At 73.2% G+C, this 16173-nt stretch carries 14 protein-coding genes and 1 pseudogene; 7 read left to right on the plus strand and 8 right to left on the minus strand.

Features of this window, described 5'->3' with window-relative positions; translation table 11 throughout:
• Positions 1-101: 101 nt before the first annotated feature.
• Positions 102-2843 (minus strand): phosphoenolpyruvate carboxylase, encoded by a 2742-nt coding sequence (locus WME82_RS19110; RefSeq protein WP_438044010.1) that lies wholly within the window; start codon positions 2841-2843, stop codon positions 102-104.
• A 208-nt stretch (positions 2844-3051) separates the two neighbouring features.
• Here WME82_RS19110 and WME82_RS19115 point away from each other — a divergent pair.
• Positions 3052-3933 (plus strand): annotated as a pseudogene (locus WME82_RS19115) (serine/threonine-protein kinase); the annotation flags it as partial.
• A 662-nt stretch (positions 3934-4595) separates the two neighbouring features.
• On the plus strand, positions 4596-5504 hold the full coding sequence (locus WME82_RS19120) for a LysR family transcriptional regulator (protein WP_438044011.1): 909 nt from the start codon (positions 4596-4598) through the stop codon (positions 5502-5504).
• Positions 5505-5510: 6 nt separating this feature from the next.
• On the opposite strand, the gene dut is transcribed toward WME82_RS19120, so the two are convergent.
• Together dut and WME82_RS19130 are read right to left on the minus strand one after the other, a co-directional pair.
• Positions 5511-5966, minus strand: coding sequence for a dUTP diphosphatase (gene dut / locus WME82_RS19125; RefSeq protein ID WP_437746923.1), 456 nt, complete (start codon positions 5964-5966; stop codon positions 5511-5513).
• An 18-nt stretch (positions 5967-5984) separates the two neighbouring features.
• Entirely contained in the window at positions 5985-7364 is a 1380-nt protein-coding gene (locus WME82_RS19130) for a M50 family metallopeptidase (protein WP_438044012.1), read from the minus strand.
• A gap of 113 nt (positions 7365-7477) precedes the next feature.
• On the opposite strand from WME82_RS19130, the gene WME82_RS19135 reads away from it, so the two are divergent.
• Positions 7478-8341, plus strand: a complete 864-nt coding sequence (locus WME82_RS19135; RefSeq protein ID WP_438044013.1) for an SGNH/GDSL hydrolase family protein — start codon at positions 7478-7480, stop codon at positions 8339-8341.
• A 119-nt stretch (positions 8342-8460) separates the two neighbouring features.
• On the opposite strand, the gene WME82_RS19140 is transcribed toward WME82_RS19135, so the two are convergent.
• The 5 genes from WME82_RS19140 to WME82_RS19160 all read right to left on the minus strand — a co-directional run bounded on the left by WME82_RS19140 (position 8461) and on the right by WME82_RS19160 (position 12045).
• The gene (locus WME82_RS19140) at positions 8461-9210 is read right to left on the minus strand and encodes a lysophospholipid acyltransferase family protein (RefSeq protein ID WP_437746926.1); all 750 of its coding nucleotides are present in this window, start codon (positions 9208-9210) and stop codon (positions 8461-8463) included.
• A 183-nt stretch (positions 9211-9393) separates the two neighbouring features.
• Entirely contained in the window at positions 9394-9825 is a 432-nt protein-coding gene (locus WME82_RS19145; RefSeq protein ID WP_437746927.1) for a secondary thiamine-phosphate synthase enzyme YjbQ, read from the minus strand.
• 9 nt (positions 9826-9834) lie between these two features.
• Positions 9835-10740 carry an HvfC/BufC family peptide modification chaperone gene (locus WME82_RS19150; RefSeq protein ID WP_438044014.1) on the minus strand — a complete coding sequence of 302 codons (906 nt, stop codon included), beginning with the start codon at positions 10738-10740 and terminating at the stop codon, positions 9835-9837.
• Positions 10724-11581 carry an MNIO family bufferin maturase gene (bufB, locus tag WME82_RS19155; protein WP_438044015.1) on the minus strand — a complete coding sequence of 286 codons (858 nt, stop codon included), beginning with the start codon at positions 11579-11581 and terminating at the stop codon, positions 10724-10726. Before bufB ends, WME82_RS19150 begins: the two co-directional genes overlap by 17 nt.
• 146 nt (positions 11582-11727) lie before the next feature.
• Positions 11728-12045: a hypothetical protein gene (locus WME82_RS19160; RefSeq protein ID WP_437300493.1), complete on the minus strand. Its 318-nt coding sequence runs from the start codon at positions 12043-12045 to the stop codon at positions 11728-11730.
• 376 nt (positions 12046-12421) lie between these two features.
• On the opposite strand from WME82_RS19160, the gene WME82_RS19165 reads away from it, so the two are divergent.
• The 4 genes from WME82_RS19165 (at position 12422) to WME82_RS19180 (ending at position 16120) form a co-directional block, all read left to right on the plus strand.
• Positions 12422-13411: a hypothetical protein gene (locus tag WME82_RS19165; protein ID WP_438044016.1), complete on the plus strand. Its 990-nt coding sequence runs from the start codon at positions 12422-12424 to the stop codon at positions 13409-13411.
• Positions 13392-14447: a hypothetical protein gene (locus WME82_RS19170; RefSeq protein ID WP_438044017.1), complete on the plus strand. Its 1056-nt coding sequence runs from the start codon at positions 13392-13394 to the stop codon at positions 14445-14447. The genes WME82_RS19165 and WME82_RS19170 overlap by 20 nt, the downstream gene beginning before the upstream one ends.
• Positions 14448-14541: 94 nt before the next feature.
• Positions 14542-15018, plus strand: a complete 477-nt coding sequence (locus WME82_RS19175; RefSeq protein ID WP_438044018.1) for an SRPBCC family protein — start codon at positions 14542-14544, stop codon at positions 15016-15018.
• A 628-nt stretch (positions 15019-15646) separates the two neighbouring features.
• The gene (locus WME82_RS19180; RefSeq protein ID WP_437872844.1) at positions 15647-16120 is read left to right on the plus strand and encodes an SRPBCC family protein; all 474 of its coding nucleotides are present in this window, start codon (positions 15647-15649) and stop codon (positions 16118-16120) included.
• Positions 16121-16173 lie beyond the last annotated feature (53 nt).

Here is a 16173-nt window from a genome sequence, read left to right on the forward strand (position 1 = left end):
AGCGATTGTCACACGTTCGCGCTCGTTGTTTGACGACGCCCGGCGTTGGACGACAGCGCCGCGCGGCGTCGAGCGAGCGCGTGGCGTCGAGGGCGCGCCGTTCACCCCGTGTTGCGCATGCCGGCGGCGATGCCGTTCAGCGTGAGCAGGAGCGAGCGATCGCGCCCCGAGTCGCCGCCGCGGCTCGCCCGCAGGAGCTCGACTTGCAGGAATGAAAGGGGGTCGACGTAAGGATTGCGCAGCGAGATGGACCGCTGGAGCGTCGGGTTGCCCTCGAGCAGCCGCCGGTTGCCCGTGAGCCGCTTGAGCCACGACCGCGTCCGCTTGTATTCCGCGATGATCCGCGGCGCGACCACCTTGCGCGCGGCGGCCGGCGCGAGCTCCGCGTAGCCCGCGAAGATCGTCATGTCGGCCTTCGCGAGCACCATCTCGACGTTGTCGATGACCGCCCGGAAGAACGGCCACGACGCCATCATCTCCTTCAGCAGCTCCGCGCCCTCGGGGCGCTGGCCCATCGCCTCCAGGCCGCTGCCGACGCCGTACCACCCCGGGAGGATGGCCCGGTTCTGCGTCCACGCGAAGACCCACGGGATCGCGCGCAGCGACTCCAGGCCGCCCGCGCGCCGCTTGCTCGGGCGCGAGCCGAGCGGCAGGCGCGCGATCTCGTCGATCGGGGTCACGGCCGTGAAGAACTCCACGAACTTGGGCTCCTCCCAGACGAGCGCGCGGTAGGCGCGCCGGCCCGTCTCGGCGAGCTCGTCGAACGCAGCGGCGTAGCGCAGCTCGGACGCGGTGGGCGGCCGCGGCTGCGCGCCCAGCGTGTGCAGGAGCACGCCGCTCAGCATGATCTCCAGCGTGCGCATCGCGAGCTCGGGGCGCGCGTACTTGTGGTCGAGCGCCTCTCCCTGCTCGGTCGCCTTGTAGCGGCCGCCGACGCTGCCGGCCGGCAGGGCGAGCAGCGCCTGGTGCGCCGGTCCGCCGCCGCGCGCCACCGACTCGCCGCGGCCGTGGAAGACGCGGAGCGGCAGCTCCGCCTCCGCGGCGATCTTCGGCAGCGTCTCCTGCACGCGCCGGAGCGCCGCGCTCGCCGCGAGCAGGCCGACCTCCTTGCCGGAGTCGCTGTAGCCGATCATCACCTCCTGCACGCCGCGGGCGAGGACGTGCGGCCGGTACTCCGGGTGCGCGAGCAGCGCGCGCAGGATCCTCGCGCTGTCGTTCAGCGCGCCGAGCGACTCGAACAGCGGGACGACGTCGATCCGCGCGCACGAGCGCGCCTCGTCCCACAGCCCTGCGGCCTTCGCGCTCGCGAGCGCGGCGAGCACGTCGTGCTCGCTCTGGGTCATCGACAGGATGAGCGTGCGGCAGGACGACTCTCCGCCGTCGCGCTGCGCCGCGGCGATGCGCTGGAGCGCCTCGAACACGCGGCGCCCCTCGGGCGTCATCTGCGCCGGCTCGACGCGGCCCTCCGCGAGGCTCTGCGCCGCGGCGCGCGCGTCCTCGGCCGGCGCGCGCATCTCGAGCTCCGCGAGCGCGAAGCCGAGCGCGCGCACCTGCGAGAGCAGCGCCCGAGCGCGCCGCTCGCCCGAGCTCGCGCAGCGCGCGGCGCGCAGGCTGTCCGCGACGACCGCGAGGTCGCGCTCGAGCTCCGCGGGCTCGCGGTAGGGGACCGCCAGCGTCGGCTCCTCCGGGCGCACGAAGGCGCGCCCCTCGCGCGTGGGGCCCTGCCCGGAGCGCGCGCGCGCCTCGGCGCGGCCGTGCTCCGCGTGCTCGAGCGTGGCGGTGAGGCGCGCCTCGATGAAGTGCAGCTTGCGGCGCCACGGCTCGCCCTCGGTGCGCGGGCCGAAGTGCGCGGCCACCTCGGGCATCGCGGCGGCGTCCTCCTCGATCGAGGCGAGCAGCCAGGGCGGCGGCGTGACGTGCCGGACCGACTGCGACAGCGCGCCGCCGAGGTCGCGCGCCGCCCGGATGAGCCGGCGCAGCCCGCGGGTCCGGTAGGCGAACAGCGCGTCCTCGAGCACGGCGGGCACGACGAACGGGTTGCCATCCATGTCGGCGCCGACCCACGAGTGGATCCGGAGCGGCACGATCTCGGCGTCCAGCGGCTCGCCGTACGCGGCCTCGAACGCGCGCCCGATCGCCGCGGGCAGGTCGGGGAGCAGATCCCAGAGGATCTCCTCGATGTACCAGGCGACGTTCTTCACCTCATCGCCGACGGTGGGGCGATCGCGGCGCACCTCGTCGGTCTGCCAGAGCGCGGTGATCTCCTCGCGGATCTGGGCGAGCTTACTCGCCGACTCGTCGGGCGTCAGCTTGCAGCGATCGCGCTCCTCGAGGTTCCTCGCGATGCGGTAGAGCTTCTCGAGGACGGTGCGCCGCGCCGCCTCGGTCGGGTGCGCGGTGAAGGTGAGCGTGACGTCGAGCGTCCTGAGCGCGGCGCGCACGCGCTCCGCGGGGACGCCGGCCTTCTTGAGCGTGTGCATCGCGGCCTCGAGCGAGCCGCGCTGCGGCCGCGCTCCGGGATCCGTCGCGTACGCGCGCGCGCGGCGGATGCGGTGGTGCTGCTCCGCGAGGTTGACGAGCCGGAAGTAGACGGTGAACGCGCGGATGACGGGCTCGAGGCGATCGTGGGGAAGCTCCGCGAGCAGCTTGCTGAGCTCCGCGGCCGCGTGCGCGCGCCCGTCGCTGGGGCCGCGGCGCCGGCGGATGGCGAGCGTGCGGATGCGCTCTTCGATGGCGAAGAGCTCTTCTCCCTCCTGCTCGATCAACACTTCCCCGAGCAGGCGTCCAAGCAGGCGAACTTCTTTGCGAAGAGGTCGATCGACCTCACGGCGGCGCGGCGGCATGGCGGCCAGCGTAGCGCGATGCGGCGTAAAACGGACCACCGAGTGTGGCCTGGGCGGACGGTCGGTGGCGCCGGGGGTGTGGCGGCGCCGGGGCAGGTGGCGCGCCTCGGGGCCTGGGCGGGTGGGCGGTGGTGCGAGCACGGTCCGTGCATCGCCCGTTCATCCGCGCCCTTTCGAAGCCTCGTCGAGCTCGTGTACCCTCGGGCGGATGGCCGATGACGTGTTCGGGATCGTCGGCACGACCCAGGGGGCGTTCAAGGTAGAGCGGGTCGTCGCCGAAGGTGGGTTCGGCGTCGTCTATCGGGCGTACCACGAGGCGTTTCGAGCGCCGGTCGCGCTGAAGTGCCTCAAGGTCCCGGCGACGCTGCCCGAGCAGCTGCGCGTGCAGTTTCTTGAAAAATTTCGTGAGGAAGCGGAACTTCTGTTCCGCCTGTCGGCCGCGATCCCTGCCGTCGTCAGGCCGCTGCACCACGACGTGATCTCGGCCGCGACCGGCGCCTTCGTGCCGTTCATCGCGCTGGAGTGGCTCGAGGGCCGCACGCTCGCGAGCCACATCGCCTCCCGCGCGGCGATGGGAGCGCCCCAGCTCGCGCCGGGGGAGGTGATCCGGCTGCTCGCGCCGGTCGCGCGCGCGCTCGAGGCGGCGCACCATTTCCCCGGGCCGAGCGGCCCCACGTGCGTGGTCCACCGCGATCTCAAGCCGGCGAACATCTTCCTCGCCCAGATCCATGGCGCGGAGGTCGTCAAGATCCTCGACTTCGGCATCGCCCGCGCCCGCGACGCCGCGACGGTCATGGCCGGCCAGACCGCCACCACGTCGGGCGGCCTCTCGACGGCGTTCACGCCCGCCTACGGGGCGCCCGAGCAGTGGGCGCCGAAGCGCTTCGGCAAGACGGGCCCCTGGACCGACGTCTGGGGGCTCGCCGTGACCGTCGTCGAGGCGCTCGCCGGCCGCGAGATCATCGGCGGGGATCACGTGGCGATGATGGGCACGGTGCTCGACGAGAAGCGCCGCCCCACGCCGAGGAGCGAGGGCATCTTCGTGCCCGACGCGCTGGAGGCCGCCTTCCGGCGGGCGCTGGCCGTGGATCCGCGCGAGCGCTTCCGGGACATCGGGGCGTTCTGGGACGACGTCGAGCAGGCGCTCGGGCTGCCGAGGAGCGCTCCGCCGATCGCGGTGCCCAGCCGGAGCCACGCGCCGGCCGCCGCCCGCGTCCGCTCCTCGGTGTTGCCCGCATCGCCCTCGCCGTCGGGATCGACGCGGTCGCAGGATCTCCTCCAGGGCACCGCCCTCGCGGCGCCGGCGGCGTTCGCGGAGGCGACGGCCCGGGAGCTCCACCTGCCGGAGCGCGGCGGCGGCCGCTTGCAGCCGCACAGCCTCCCCACCGAGCCGGTCGTGCCGCTCGCGCTCGACTGGTCTCCTCCCGCGCCCGCGCCCTTCGCGCGGCCGTCCTATGCGCCGTCGAGGATGCCGCCCCCGATGATGGAGCGCGCGCCCGCGCGCCCCAGCCTGAGCACCGGGGAGCTCATGGCGATGTTCGCGTTGCCCGTGCGGCTCGCCGGCGCGGGCGTCGTCATCACCCTCCTCGATCTCGCGGCCGCCTCGCTGCTCTTCGGCGGCCAGCGCATCGGCGTGGGCCCCATCGGCGGCGTGGGCCCGATCGGGCTCTTCCACGTCGCGGTGGGCCTCGTGGTTCTGGGCATCGGGATCGCGGTGTTCCGGCTGTTCTCGTCGGACCGCTAGCGCAGCCCATGCCCGCGAAGCCGCAGGACCTGGGCGACACGCGATGGGACGACGTCCGCGTCTTCCTCGCCGTCCATCGGCACGGGAGCCTGGGCCAGGCCGGCGCGCGCCTCGGCCTCGACACGTCCACCGTCAGCCGCCGCTTGACGGCGCTCGAGGCGTCGCTCGGCGCGCGCCTCTTCGACCGCACCCGCGACGGCCTCGTCCCCACGCGCGTCGCCGAGCTCGTCCTGCCCGCCGCCGAGGCGATGGAGGCCGCGCACCGGCGCCTCGCGCGCGACGCCTCGGGCGCCGAGGCCGACGCCGAGGGCGTCGTGCGCCTCAGCGTCGCGCCGGGCTTCGCCGACTCGTTCGTGGTCCGGAGGCTCCCGCGCCTCCGCGCCCTCCACCCCAAGATCCGCGTCGAGCTCGACGCGTCCGTCCGCGTGCTCGATCTCACCCGGCACGAGGCGGACCTCGCCCTCCGCTCGATCCGGCCGGAGGGCGCCGACCTCGTCGTGACGAAGCTCGCGTCGGCTCGCTGGGTCGCCGCCGCCTCGGAGCAGCTCGTGGAGCACGCCGGCCCCGTCGAGGCGTGGGACGCCGTGCCGTGGATCGCCTGGGATCGCGACCTCACCAGCTTCCCGGCGGCGCGCTGGCTCGCGCGCCACGCCCCCGGGGCGGAGATCGCCCTGCGCACGAGCTTCTTCGTCTCGCAGCTCACCGCCGCGGAGATCGGGCTCGGCGCCCTGCTGGTCCCCGAGCCGTACCTGGAGGTGCATGCCCTCGCGCCGCTGAGGTTCGCGAGCGCGCTCGAGCCGAGTGCGGCGGAGTGGCCCACGGACGATCTCTGGCTCGTCGGCCACCGCGCCCTGCGCGACGTCCCCCGCGTCGCTGCGGTGTGGAGCTTCCTCATCGACGAGCTCAGGTCGCGGTGAGCTCTGTCACTCCTCGCGCTGCACGCCCGTCGATCCGTAGCCGCCCGCGCCGCGCGCCGTCGGCGCGAGCGCGGGGACCAGGACCACGTCCGCGAGGGCGACCGGGCAGATCACGAGCTGGGCGATCCGATCGCCGCGGTGCACCGTGAACGGCGCTGCGCCGAGGTTGATCAGGACGACCTTGATCTCCCCGCGGTAGTCCGGATCGATCGTCCCGGGGCTGTTCAGCACGGTGACGCCGTGGTGAAGCGCGAGCCCCGAGCGCGGCCGCACCTGCCCCTCGTGACCGTCGGGGAGGGCGACCGCGTAGCCCGTGGGCACGAGCTTCCGCTCCCCGGGCGCGAGCGTCACCGGCGCCTCGATGGCCGCGCAGAGATCGAGCCCGACGGCTCCCTCGGACTGGTAGGCGGGGGGAGGGACCTCGATCGGCCCCACGCGGAGGAAAGGCACCTGGATGCGCACGCGGCGGAGCCTAGCCGGTCACGGGCGCGGCAGCAGCGCCTCGAGCGCCGAGCCCCGGAGCGCCTCGAGCGCCGAGTCCGACCACGCCCGCGCCCGATCCGAGAACCCGGCCTCCACCGCGCGCCGGAGCAGATCGAGCGCCCCCTCGAGGTTCCCGTCCTTGGCGCTCGCGCGCGCCGCGCCGTACGCGTCCTCGCCGAGGCCCACGCGGCGGAAGATCGCCTCGTAGAGCCGCGCCGACCAGTCGAACGCGCCGCGCTCAAACGCGATCTCCGCCATCCTCCGCGCGTCGTCCTCCGAGAGCTGCTCCACGATGTCCAGCGCCACGGCCGCGGCCCGCGCCGCCTCGCCCTGCTCCACGAGCACCCGGATCAACGGGCCCGCGACCTCCTTCCGGTCGTCGCCGGCCTCCCGGGCCGCCTCGAGCACCTTCCGCGCCTGCTTCAGCTCCCCGAGCGCGAGGTGAATCGCGCCGACCAGCGCCGGGTCGGGCTCGCCCTGCTTGCGCGCCTGCGCGAGCGCTTCCCCCGCGCGCTTCGTATCGCCGAGGAGCAGATGCGACCAGCCGATGAGCTCGTGCGCCTCCCGGAGCGCGCGCTTCGGTGGCGCCGGCGACTGCGCGAGCACCTCCGCCGAGAGCGCCATCGCCTCGCCCGTCCGCTCGTCCTCCACGGCCCGGCGCGACCGCTGGAGCAGGACGGCCGTCTCGGGCGGCATCGACTCCTCCTGGAACTCCGCTCGCCGGCGGTTCGCGGAGGGCGACGGCACCGCCGGCTCGCTGCGGAACCGCTGCAGGCTCTGGAACGCGGACATGACGAGGATGAACGAGAAGAAGAAGAACCCCGCCCTCAGGAAGAAGATGGCGAGGATCACGGCGGCGATACCCGAGATGGCCGCCGTCAGCCGGGCTCGCCGCGGGCCGAGCGCGTGCTCGAGGACGTGGCCGCCGTCGAACGGGAGCACGGGGATCAGGTTGAGGACGCCCCACCACACGTTGACCTTGATGAGCATCTCCATCCCGTTCAGCACCAGCGTCGGGAGGGCGTAGAGCGCCGGCACGTAGCTGAGCACGAGGTGGAGGACCCCGGCGACGAAGAAGCCGGCGAAGGGGCCTGCCAGGCTGATCAGCACGTGCTGGAGCCGCCCGAGGGGCAGGAGCGAGCGCCATGTCGTGGTCCCGCCCATGAAGTGGAGCGTGATCTCCGGCTCGATCCGGTGCCGCTTGATGGCGAGCGCGTGGCCGAACTCGTGCATCAGGACCGACAGGAAGACCACGAGGATCCAGACGAGGAACAGCTGGTACTGCTGACTGGCCAGGATTCCGTACCCGAGCAAGGCGGCGGAGAGCCAGAACCCGAGCTGGACGTCGACCGAGACTCCAAACAGACGGAAGCTCATGCGCATGTAATAAGCCGTGCGGGCCGTTCGCTCAATGATTGCCGTGCGGACGCGGCCGGCCGTAGAGTGCGCGCCGCGCACGCGGCCGCGCGGACGCGGCGCCGGGAGCGAGCATGGGCAGGGAGATCCGGGTCAGGAGATGGGCGCTCGCCGGGGTTGCCGCGGCGGGCATGGCGTGCGGCGCCGCACCGGCGCCCGCGCCATCCCCCGGGGCCTTGCCGACGCCCGCGCCGCCGTCGGAGGCCTCCGCGCCGGCCGCCGCCCGCCCGCCCGAGGCCTCCGCGCCGGTCGAGGCCGCTGCCGCGCCGCTGGCCGCCGCGCCCCCCGAGTTTGCGGTTCCGCCCAACACGGCGGTCCTCCACGTCGGCGACTCGTTCGCGGTGGCGGGCTTCGCGCAGGCGCTCCGCCCGAGGATGCAGGAGCACCGCGTGCGCTACGCGGTGAAGGCAGAGACCAGCTCGTACACGGTGACGTGGGCTTCCAGGATGGAGCTCCTGGTCGCGAACTACCAGCCGGACCTCGTGATCATCAGCCTGGGCGCCAACGAGGTGGAGAACGTCAACCCGCCGGCCCACGCCGGCGCGATCCGCCGCATCGTCAAGGCGATCGGCGGTCGTCCGTGCGTGTGGGTGTCGCCGCCGCTCTGGCGCAAGGACACCGGCATCATCGACGTGATCCGGACGAACTCGGCCCCGTGCCGCTTCTTCGACTCCGACGCGCTGGTGCCGGGCCCCCTCCCGCGCCAGAAGGACAAGATCCACCCGAACGAGGTCGGCGGCGCGCGCTGGGCCGAGGCCTTCTGGAGCTGGCTCACGGCGGAGCACCTCCCGGCCGGCGGGGACCAAGGCGGCGCGGCGCTGGCGCGCGGCCCCTGGGCGCTCCGGCCGTCTCCGCCGGAGGAGCACCGCTCCCGGGCGGAGGCCCCGGAGAGCGCGGCCAAGCCGGGCGAACAGGTGCCGGAGCGGCGGTCGGAGTGATCCGAGTTGAACGGCTGACGGGGGAATTCCTCCGCCCTGCCGGAATGATGGAACCGCCAAGGCGCCCAAAGACGCCAAAAGACATCACCTTCGGCCAAGTACCCCCACCGGCCGGCGCCCTACGCCGCCGACGTCGCGACGCCCGCGCCGCGGTGGACCAGCCCAGGATCGTGGCCGAGCGCCCCTGCGATCGCCGCCCTCACGTCCCGCATCAGCCGGTTGCGGCCCCCGGCGCCGTAGGGCGCCGGATCGATCGGCGGCATGATCGTGACCACCACCCGGTGGTGCTCCTGCACCACGAAATCCTTGGCCCGGAGCACGTGCCGCGTGCCGTCGATCGCCACCGGGAGGATGGGCGTGTTGGTCTCGATCGCCATCCGGAAGCCGCCGCTCTTGAACGGGAGGAGCGCGCCGGTCTTGCTCCGCGTCCCCTCCGGCGCGATCCAGACCCGGGTCCCGTCCTGCAGCATGGACGCGCCCACCTGCAGGCTCGCGCTGGCCTGGACGTGATCGCTCCGGTTGATCCGGATGAACCCCGCCGCCTTCATCGCCTGGCCGAAGATCGGCACGTTGAACAGCTCCTTCTTGGCGATCATCCGGAGCCGCCCGGGGATCGCGCGGAACACCACCGGGATGTCGAAGAGGCTCTGGTGGTTCGACATCACGACGAACGGCCGCGCGCCAGAGGCGTGCTCGCGCCCGCGCACCACCAGATCCACGTCCGCGTCCTCGAGCACCTTGCGCGCCCACCAGTCCAGCCGCTCATCGCAGCGCTCGAGGGTCACACGCCCGATCATCGCGTCCACCACGGTCGGAAAGCAGATCCGGGCAGTGTCGAAGATTCCCATGAACGTCGTCTGAAGGCTCATCGCTCTCTTCCCGCTGGTTCCGCTGAAAGGTGAGGGGATCGCGTGGCGCGCTGGCGACCGATCAGGCCCTGCCGTACGCGGCGGGCAAGCGGCCCCCGAGGGGCGCCGAGCTCATCCAGGGCTCATCCAGCACTCGTCCACTGCTCGTGCTCGTCCGTACGCGAACGCCGCAAAGTATACCACTCAACCCCCGGCTGTGGTGCCGGTCACGGTCACTACCACACGGCGCGCGTGGGGAGAACTACGGTGCTCCCAGACATACAGGGCTTGCCAGGTCCCGAGCGCGAGGCGGCCGCCGGAGATCGGGATCACCTCGCTCGAGCGGGTGATGGCGCTCCTGAGGTGGCCCGGCATGTCGTCGGGGCCCTCGTCGTCGTGCTCGTACTCGCGGCTCTCCGGGGCGAGGCGGGACATCCAGCGCTCCAGGTCGCGGAGGACGGCCGGATCGGCGTTTTCCTGGAGGATGAGGCTCGCGGACGTGTGCTGCAGGAACACGGCGCAGAGCCCGACGTCGACGCCCGCGCCGGCGACGACGCCCGCGACCTCGCGCGTGATGTCGACGAAACCCCGGCCGTTCGTGCGGATCTCGAGCGTGCGCTGGACGATGGTGGTCACCGCGCCATCTTAGCCGCCTTCAGCGCGGGCGCCCGGCACGACGTCGACGATGAGCCCCCAGCTCGTCCATCGCTGGAACCACACGCCGACGCGCTCGGCCAGCGCCGCGCCCGCCCCCTCTCCGCCGCCCGTCGTCTCGTCGCCGCAGGCCTCCGCTCCGTGGGCTCCGGCCGCCACCTCCTCACACGCCGGGACGAGCGGTACGCCCCGCCCGAGCGCCTCGAGGAGGGCGAACGCCGGCGGCTCGAGCTCCTCGAAGCGGATCGTGAGATCGGCGCCGCGGAACACGGCGAGGCGGACGGGGCGGGGCGCGGGCAGCGCGGGCGACAGGCCCTGCTTGAGCTCGCTCCGGAGGACGTGCGCCGGGTGGCCGAGCCGCACCAGCGCGAGCAGCGGGTGAAGGACGATCCTGGCGGTGGACCAGCCGTCCGCCGGCATGCCCGTCACCTTCGCCGGATCGAGCGGAGGGGGCGAGGCGCCGTCGAACAGATCGACGAGGGCGTGCTCGTACCGCGCCACGTCGCGCGCGAGATCCCGCAGGGCAGGGGGGAACCCCTCGTGGGCGCCCGCGAAATCGGCGACGTATCGCCCGAGGTCGCGCAGCGTGAAGCTCGCGGGCGGGTGCGCTGCGAGGTAGGCCCTCGCGAACGCGTCGAAGCCGTCGTCGCCGAGGACGTGCGCCAGCGCGGGGTAGTCCTCGCGGAGCGCGTCCCTGTGCCGCAGCCAGAACTGCCGCCGGTAGATGTCGGCCTGCTCGGCGGGCGCGAGCCGCTCGCTCCCGGCGACGTGCTCGCGGCACAGGCCGGCGAGCTCGGCGTCGTCCGGGAGCGGCGCGCCGGCCGTGAACATGCGGGTGAGCTGGCCCATCAGGGCGGCGAGGCCGGCCGGGGGCGCGGGGTCAGGCGGCGCGCGCACGCGCCACCTCCTGCCGGATCGTCCGCGCCTTCTCCGCCTCGGCGGCGAGGACCTCGAACGAGGGGAGGTCGTCGTCCCACTCGATCAGCGTCGAGACGTCGCCGGCGCGGGCGACCGCGCGCCGGTAGAGCGCCCACACGGCGTCGACCACGTGATCGCTGTGGGTGTCGAGGATGTACGCGCCCTGGTGCGTATGGCCGGCGAGGTGGAACTGCACGATCCGGTGGTGCGGCACGCCGTCGATGTAGGCCTCCGGATCGAAGCCATGGTTGTACGAGGAGACGTAGACGTTGTTGACGTCGAGCAGGATGCCGCAGTCGGCCTCCTCCGCGACCGCCGAGAGGAACTCCCACTCGCTCATCCGGCTGGCCGTGAAGGTCAGGTAGCTCGACACGTTCTCGAGCGCGAGCCGGACCTCGAGGAAGTCCTGCACCACCCGCGCCCGCGCCGCGACGTGCCGCACGGCCTCGTCGGTGTACGGCAAGGGGAGCAGGTCGTGCAGGTTGATCCCGTGCGCGCCCGTCCAGCACAGGTGATCGCTCACCCAGGGCGAGCCCACCCTGGCGAGCAGCGCCTTCAGCCGGCGCAGGTAGTCGAAATCGAGCGGATCCGTGCTGCCGATCGACAGCGAGACGCCGTGCTGGACGAGGCGGTAGCTCGAGAGGACGCGCTCGAGGTTGGCGATCGGCATGCCGCCGTCCACCATGAAGTTCTCGCTGATGATCTCGAACCAGTCGACCCGGGGCCGGTGCTCGAAGATGTGCCGGTAGTGCGGGATGCGCAGCCCGACGCCGACGCCGAGGTCGGGGAGTCCCAGCCGCATCCGTTCGGGGTTCACCATGGTTCACCGCGAGCCTTGCTCAGGGGTGGAGGGATGCGCCGCGGCGCCTCACGGCCCAGCGGATCCGGCGGATCCGCGTGGCATGGCCCGACGGCCCAGCGGATCCGGCGGATCTGCCGGATTCCGCCGGGCCGGGCGCGCCGAACCTACGACGAGCAGTCGGCCGGCTTGCAGCCGCCCTTGCCCTTGCACTCGTTCTGGCCGGCGCACGCGTGGCTGTCGCTCTTGCAGCCGCCCTTGCCCTTGCACTCGTTCTTGCCGGCACAGCACGCCTTCGCGGCGTTCTCCGGCGCCGCGGCCGGAGGCGCATCGGCCGCGGGGGCGGCGCCCGTCTCGGGCGCGGGCGGAGGCGACGAGGCGCAGCCCGCGAGGCCCGCCACCATGCCCGACACCGCCGTCAACGCCAACGTCTTGCCCATGTCGATCGTCATCTGATCCTCCACGCTCGTCTTCGTCGCGATCACCGAGCCCACCGCGCGCCTCGCCAGCATGGCGCGCCCGCGCGCTGGAGCCCGTCGGGTCTCGCCGGCCTCTCGACCGCGCTGAGCCCATCGGCTACGCGTCACTACGCCCGGCCGGTTCCACGGTTTCACTTCGGACGCGTTGATTCTTCATTCAACTCCCCGTAAGTGAGCGGGGTTGACCTCCACGCCCACGCGAGCCCCCCCTGCGTGCACGGCGTCCGGCGGCGTAGCCTCTGCGGCTGGGGCGCGCGGCCAGCGTGCAGCGTTCCATGCACGACGTAACTCGCTTCGGACGGCAGGCGCAAGACAAAGCGTTCAGCGCGGCGCGCCGGCGCCGTGGCGCGTCCTCGTCCACCCGCGCCGCGGGGCGCTCCCCGTGCTCGCGGCGCTCTCGCTGGGGGCGTCCGGCTGCGGGGGGGCTCCGCGCGCGGGGGCCGGCGCGGCGGGTGATGTGGCCTCCGGGCGCGAGCTCCCGGTCGAGGCGATCGCCGCCGAGCTCGAGGCGATGAGCGGCGCGGTCCTCGAAGGGCGGGAAGCGACGTTCCGGGGCATCCTGGCCGACGCGATCGCGAAGGACGCGTACCTGTGCCAGCCGGCTCCGCGCCGCGTCTTTTCCGGGGCGCGCGGCGACGTGCCGGAGGGGGAGCGGCGGATCGCCGGGGTGATGCCGCACTACGGCCTCTTCTTCGGCCCGATGAGCTACCTCGTGCGGCGGCGCGGCGGCGCCTGGGAGGTCGACGTGCGCATCGCGGTCGACCCGCCGGAGGGCGCGGGCTGGCTCGAGCTGCCCGACTGCGGGCTCTCCGCCCGGCTCGGGGGCGCGATCGCGTGCCGCGGGACGCCGTATGCGCGCTCGGGATCGACGGACGCCTGCCCGGGCTCCGGCGTGTTCACGGCGAGGGCGACGCCGGCCGCGATCCGCGCGCTGCTCGCGCGCTGGTCGGACGAGGCCGAGGGGTACTGGAACCGCGACGCGCGCGCCTTCGGGCTGCCGGTGCGCTACGACTTCGACTTCGTGCTGGCGGACGAGGCGCGCGCGCGGGCGCTCCGGGTCGACCTCGCGGTGCCGCTCTCGCCGACGTGCGGCAGGACGCCGTACTTCAGCGCGATGCGGGCCGGCTGGTCGCTGCCCGTGCTCGCCCACGAGGTGGGGCACGTGCTCGGGCTGCTCGACGAGTACGAGGCGCTCTCCGGGATCGTCCGTTGCTATCCGAAGACGCCGTTCCCGGGCGCCGAGATCAGCCGGATGGGGCTGTCGATGAAGGAGGAGACGCGGCTCCTGCCGATCCATCACTACCTCGTGCTCCGCCGCTTCTTCTGCCGCGAGCCCGCGTCCATCGACCCGTATGCCGGCGCGATCCGCTGACCCGACGCCGGCGCGATCCGCCGAGCGCTCCACGCGGCCCCGCGCCTGCCGCCGCCTCGCGGCCGCGGCGCTCGCCTACGTCAGCGCCGCGGCGCTCGCGTGGACGGGGCTCACGGGCTGCCGCTCGGAGCCAGAGCGCGGCGTGGCGGACGCGGGGCCTGGCGCGGCGGACACGGGAATCGGCGCGGCGGACGCGGGGGCCGGGGCGTCGGACGTGGCGCCGCCGCTCGTGGGGGCGCCTCCGGGGCCGAGGGCGCTCGCGCCGCCGGCGGAGCCGCGCTGTCCGCCGGAGATGGTGCGGGTCGCGCGCCGGTTCTGCGTCGATCGCTACGAGGCGGTGCTGCTCGACAAGGAGACGGGGCTCGAGATCTCGGCGTTCTATCCTCCGTCGCGCCAGGCGGCCGCGTCCGTCGAGCGTGTGTGGTCGAAGATGCGGCTGCAGCTCGGGGACGACGAGGCGCGCCGCATGGAGCTGCCGCTCCTGCCCGGCTGGCAGAAGCAGCGCGAGTTCGAGCCGCGCGCGGTGTCGCGCAAGGGCGTGCTCCCGCAGGGCTACACGACCGGCGCGCAGGCGGATCTCGCGTGTCGGAACGCGGGCAAGCGGCTCTGCTCGCTCGACGAGTGGCGGACGGCGTGCCGCGGCGAGCGAGACGAGCAGTTCCCGTACGGGCCGACCTACGCGGACGGGCGGTGCAACGTGTTCCGCGAGCACCACCCGGCCGGCGTGCTCCACCGCGACGTGACGCTCGGGCACAGCGACCCTCGGCTCAACCTGGTGCGCGTCGCCGGGGCGCCGCTCTTGCGGCGGACGGGCGAGACCGCGACGTGCGCGAGCGCATGGGAGGACGACGCGGTCGCCGACATGGTGGGCAATCTGGACGAGTGGATCGACGATCCGGAGGGGACGTTCGTCGGCGGGTTCTATGCGCGCGCGACACGCGAGGGGTGCATGGCGCGCGTTGCATCGCACGATTTCACGTATTTCGACTACTCGACCGGCGTCCGCTGCTGCGCGGATCTGCGCGCGGCCCCGTGAGGGCGCGCTCGAGGCGACACGCGACGCTCTGGTAGCATCGACCGCTGCGGGGAGATCTGCACGCGCCCGTGCGACGCCGCGAGGAGGTACACCGATGCTCGACGCCCGATATCACGTCTACGATTCAGCTGTGCTGGACGCCCCCATCGAAGAGGCGTGGAGAGAGCTCCGAGATATCGTCAAGCTCCTGCCGATCGTCTTCGGTGACGGCGTCAAGGACTACCGTTACGTGGACGGCGGCTCGGCGGAGAAGATCCCGTCGCGCTTCGAGTTCACGCTCCATCCGTCGGGAGACAAGGCCGTGGAGGAGGTGGTCGCGCGATCCGAGACCGAGCACTCCGTCACGTACCGGCTGCTCGGGCAGGTCCTTGGCATCGAGGGGTACATCGCGACGTACCGGCTCCACCGCATCACGACCGAGCCGGGCAAGGCGTTCCTCGAGTGGCCCCGCGAGTTCGGCGTCGCGCCGGGCCAGGAGCCTGAGAAGGTCGTCCCGTCGGTCGCGGCCCTCACCGCGAAGGAGATCGTCGCCATCAAGGAGCACTTCGCGAAGCGCCGCCGCTCCGTGTGATGCACAGCGACCTCGGCCGAGCGCGCGGGGCCGAGGTGGAGCCCCACGGTTCCGCGAGGGATGGCAGCAGGGGGCCGGAGTCCGATGGCAACCGCTGGAGTGGCCTGCGCCGGGGGGCCTCAACGGATCGCAACCGTTAGGAAGGGCCTGCGCCGGGGGCCTCAACGGATCGTAACCGTTAGGAAGGGCCTGCGCCGGGGGGCCTCAACGGACCGCAACCGTTGGGAGGGGCCCGCCGCCGGGGGTCTTCAACGGACCGCAACCGTTGGGAGGGGCCCGCCGCCGGGGGTCTTCAACGGATCGAGTGCGCGCGAGGGGCCCGCCGCCGGAGGTCTTCGACGGATCGAGTGCGCGCGAGGGGCCTGCGCCCGGGCGGCAGCAACGGATCGCGTGCGCTGAAGCGGGCGCGAGCGACGGGTCCGCGACGGATCGACTCCGCTGGGGGCGGCCAGGGCTCGGGCCTGCTGGCGCGCGACCACCCGGGTCGTCCGTTCACGACGGCGCATCTCGCCTTCCCGAGCGCACGCCGCCGTGACGAGGGCGCGCTCGAGAGGCCGCGACATCCCCTGATAGCATCGCTCCGCCGCGCATGGCGGTGTCGCGCCTGCGGCATCGGGAGGAGGGAGCCATGATCGACGCGCGTTATCACGTCTACGACTCGGCGGTGCTGGACGCCCCCATCGAGGAGGTCTGGCAAGAGGTCCGCGATATCACGAAGCTCATCCCCGTCGTCTTCGGGGACAACGTCAAGGAGTACGGCTACGTGGAGGGCGGCTCCGCGGAGAAGGTGCCCTCGCGGTTCGCATTCACGCTCGTCTCGGGGGAAAGCTCGCTGGAAGAGGTGGTCGCGCGCTCCGAGACCAAGCACACCGTCACCTACCGGCTCTACGGGCAACTCTTCGGCATCGAACGATACACCGGGACCTACCGGCTCCGGCGCATCACGACCGAACCGGGTAAGACCTTCCTCGAGTTTCCACGGGAGTTCGGGGTCGCGGCAGGTCACGATCCCGCGCAGGTCGTCCCGACCATCGCCGCGCTCACCGCGAAGGAGGTCGCGGCGATCAAGGCGTACTTCGCGAAGCGCCGCCGCGCTGCGTGATCCTGCCGCCGCGCCACGAACATCGCGGCACGGCGGCCGCCCGAGCGCACTGC

The organism is Sorangium sp. So ce128, from assembly GCF_051525245.1.
Classification (GTDB): Bacteria; Myxococcota_A; Polyangia; order Polyangiales; family Polyangiaceae; genus Sorangium; species Sorangium cellulosum_B.

Coding starts and splice junctions, on each gene's coding strand:
- WME82_RS19110 (WP_438044010.1), bottom strand. CDS start 2,843: ATGCCGCCGCGCCGCCGTGAGGTCGATCGACCTCTTCGCAAAGAAGTT.
- WME82_RS19120 (WP_438044011.1), top strand. CDS start 4,596: ATGCCCGCGAAGCCGCAGGACCTGGGCGACACGCGATGGGACGACGTC.
- WME82_RS19130 (WP_438044012.1), bottom strand. CDS start 7,364: ATGAGCTTCCGTCTGTTTGGAGTCTCGGTCGACGTCCAGCTCGGGTTC.
- WME82_RS19135 (WP_438044013.1), top strand. CDS start 7,478: ATGGGCAGGGAGATCCGGGTCAGGAGATGGGCGCTCGCCGGGGTTGCC.
- WME82_RS19140 (WP_437746926.1), bottom strand. CDS start 9,210: ATGAGCCTTCAGACGACGTTCATGGGAATCTTCGACACTGCCCGGATC.
- bufB (WP_438044015.1), bottom strand. CDS start 11,581: ATGGTGAACCCCGAACGGATGCGGCTGGGACTCCCCGACCTCGGCGTC.
- WME82_RS19170 (WP_438044017.1), top strand. CDS start 13,392: ATGCCGGCGCGATCCGCTGACCCGACGCCGGCGCGATCCGCCGAGCGC.
- WME82_RS19175 (WP_438044018.1), top strand. CDS start 14,542: ATGCTCGACGCCCGATATCACGTCTACGATTCAGCTGTGCTGGACGCC.
- WME82_RS19180 (WP_437872844.1), top strand. CDS start 15,647: ATGATCGACGCGCGTTATCACGTCTACGACTCGGCGGTGCTGGACGCC.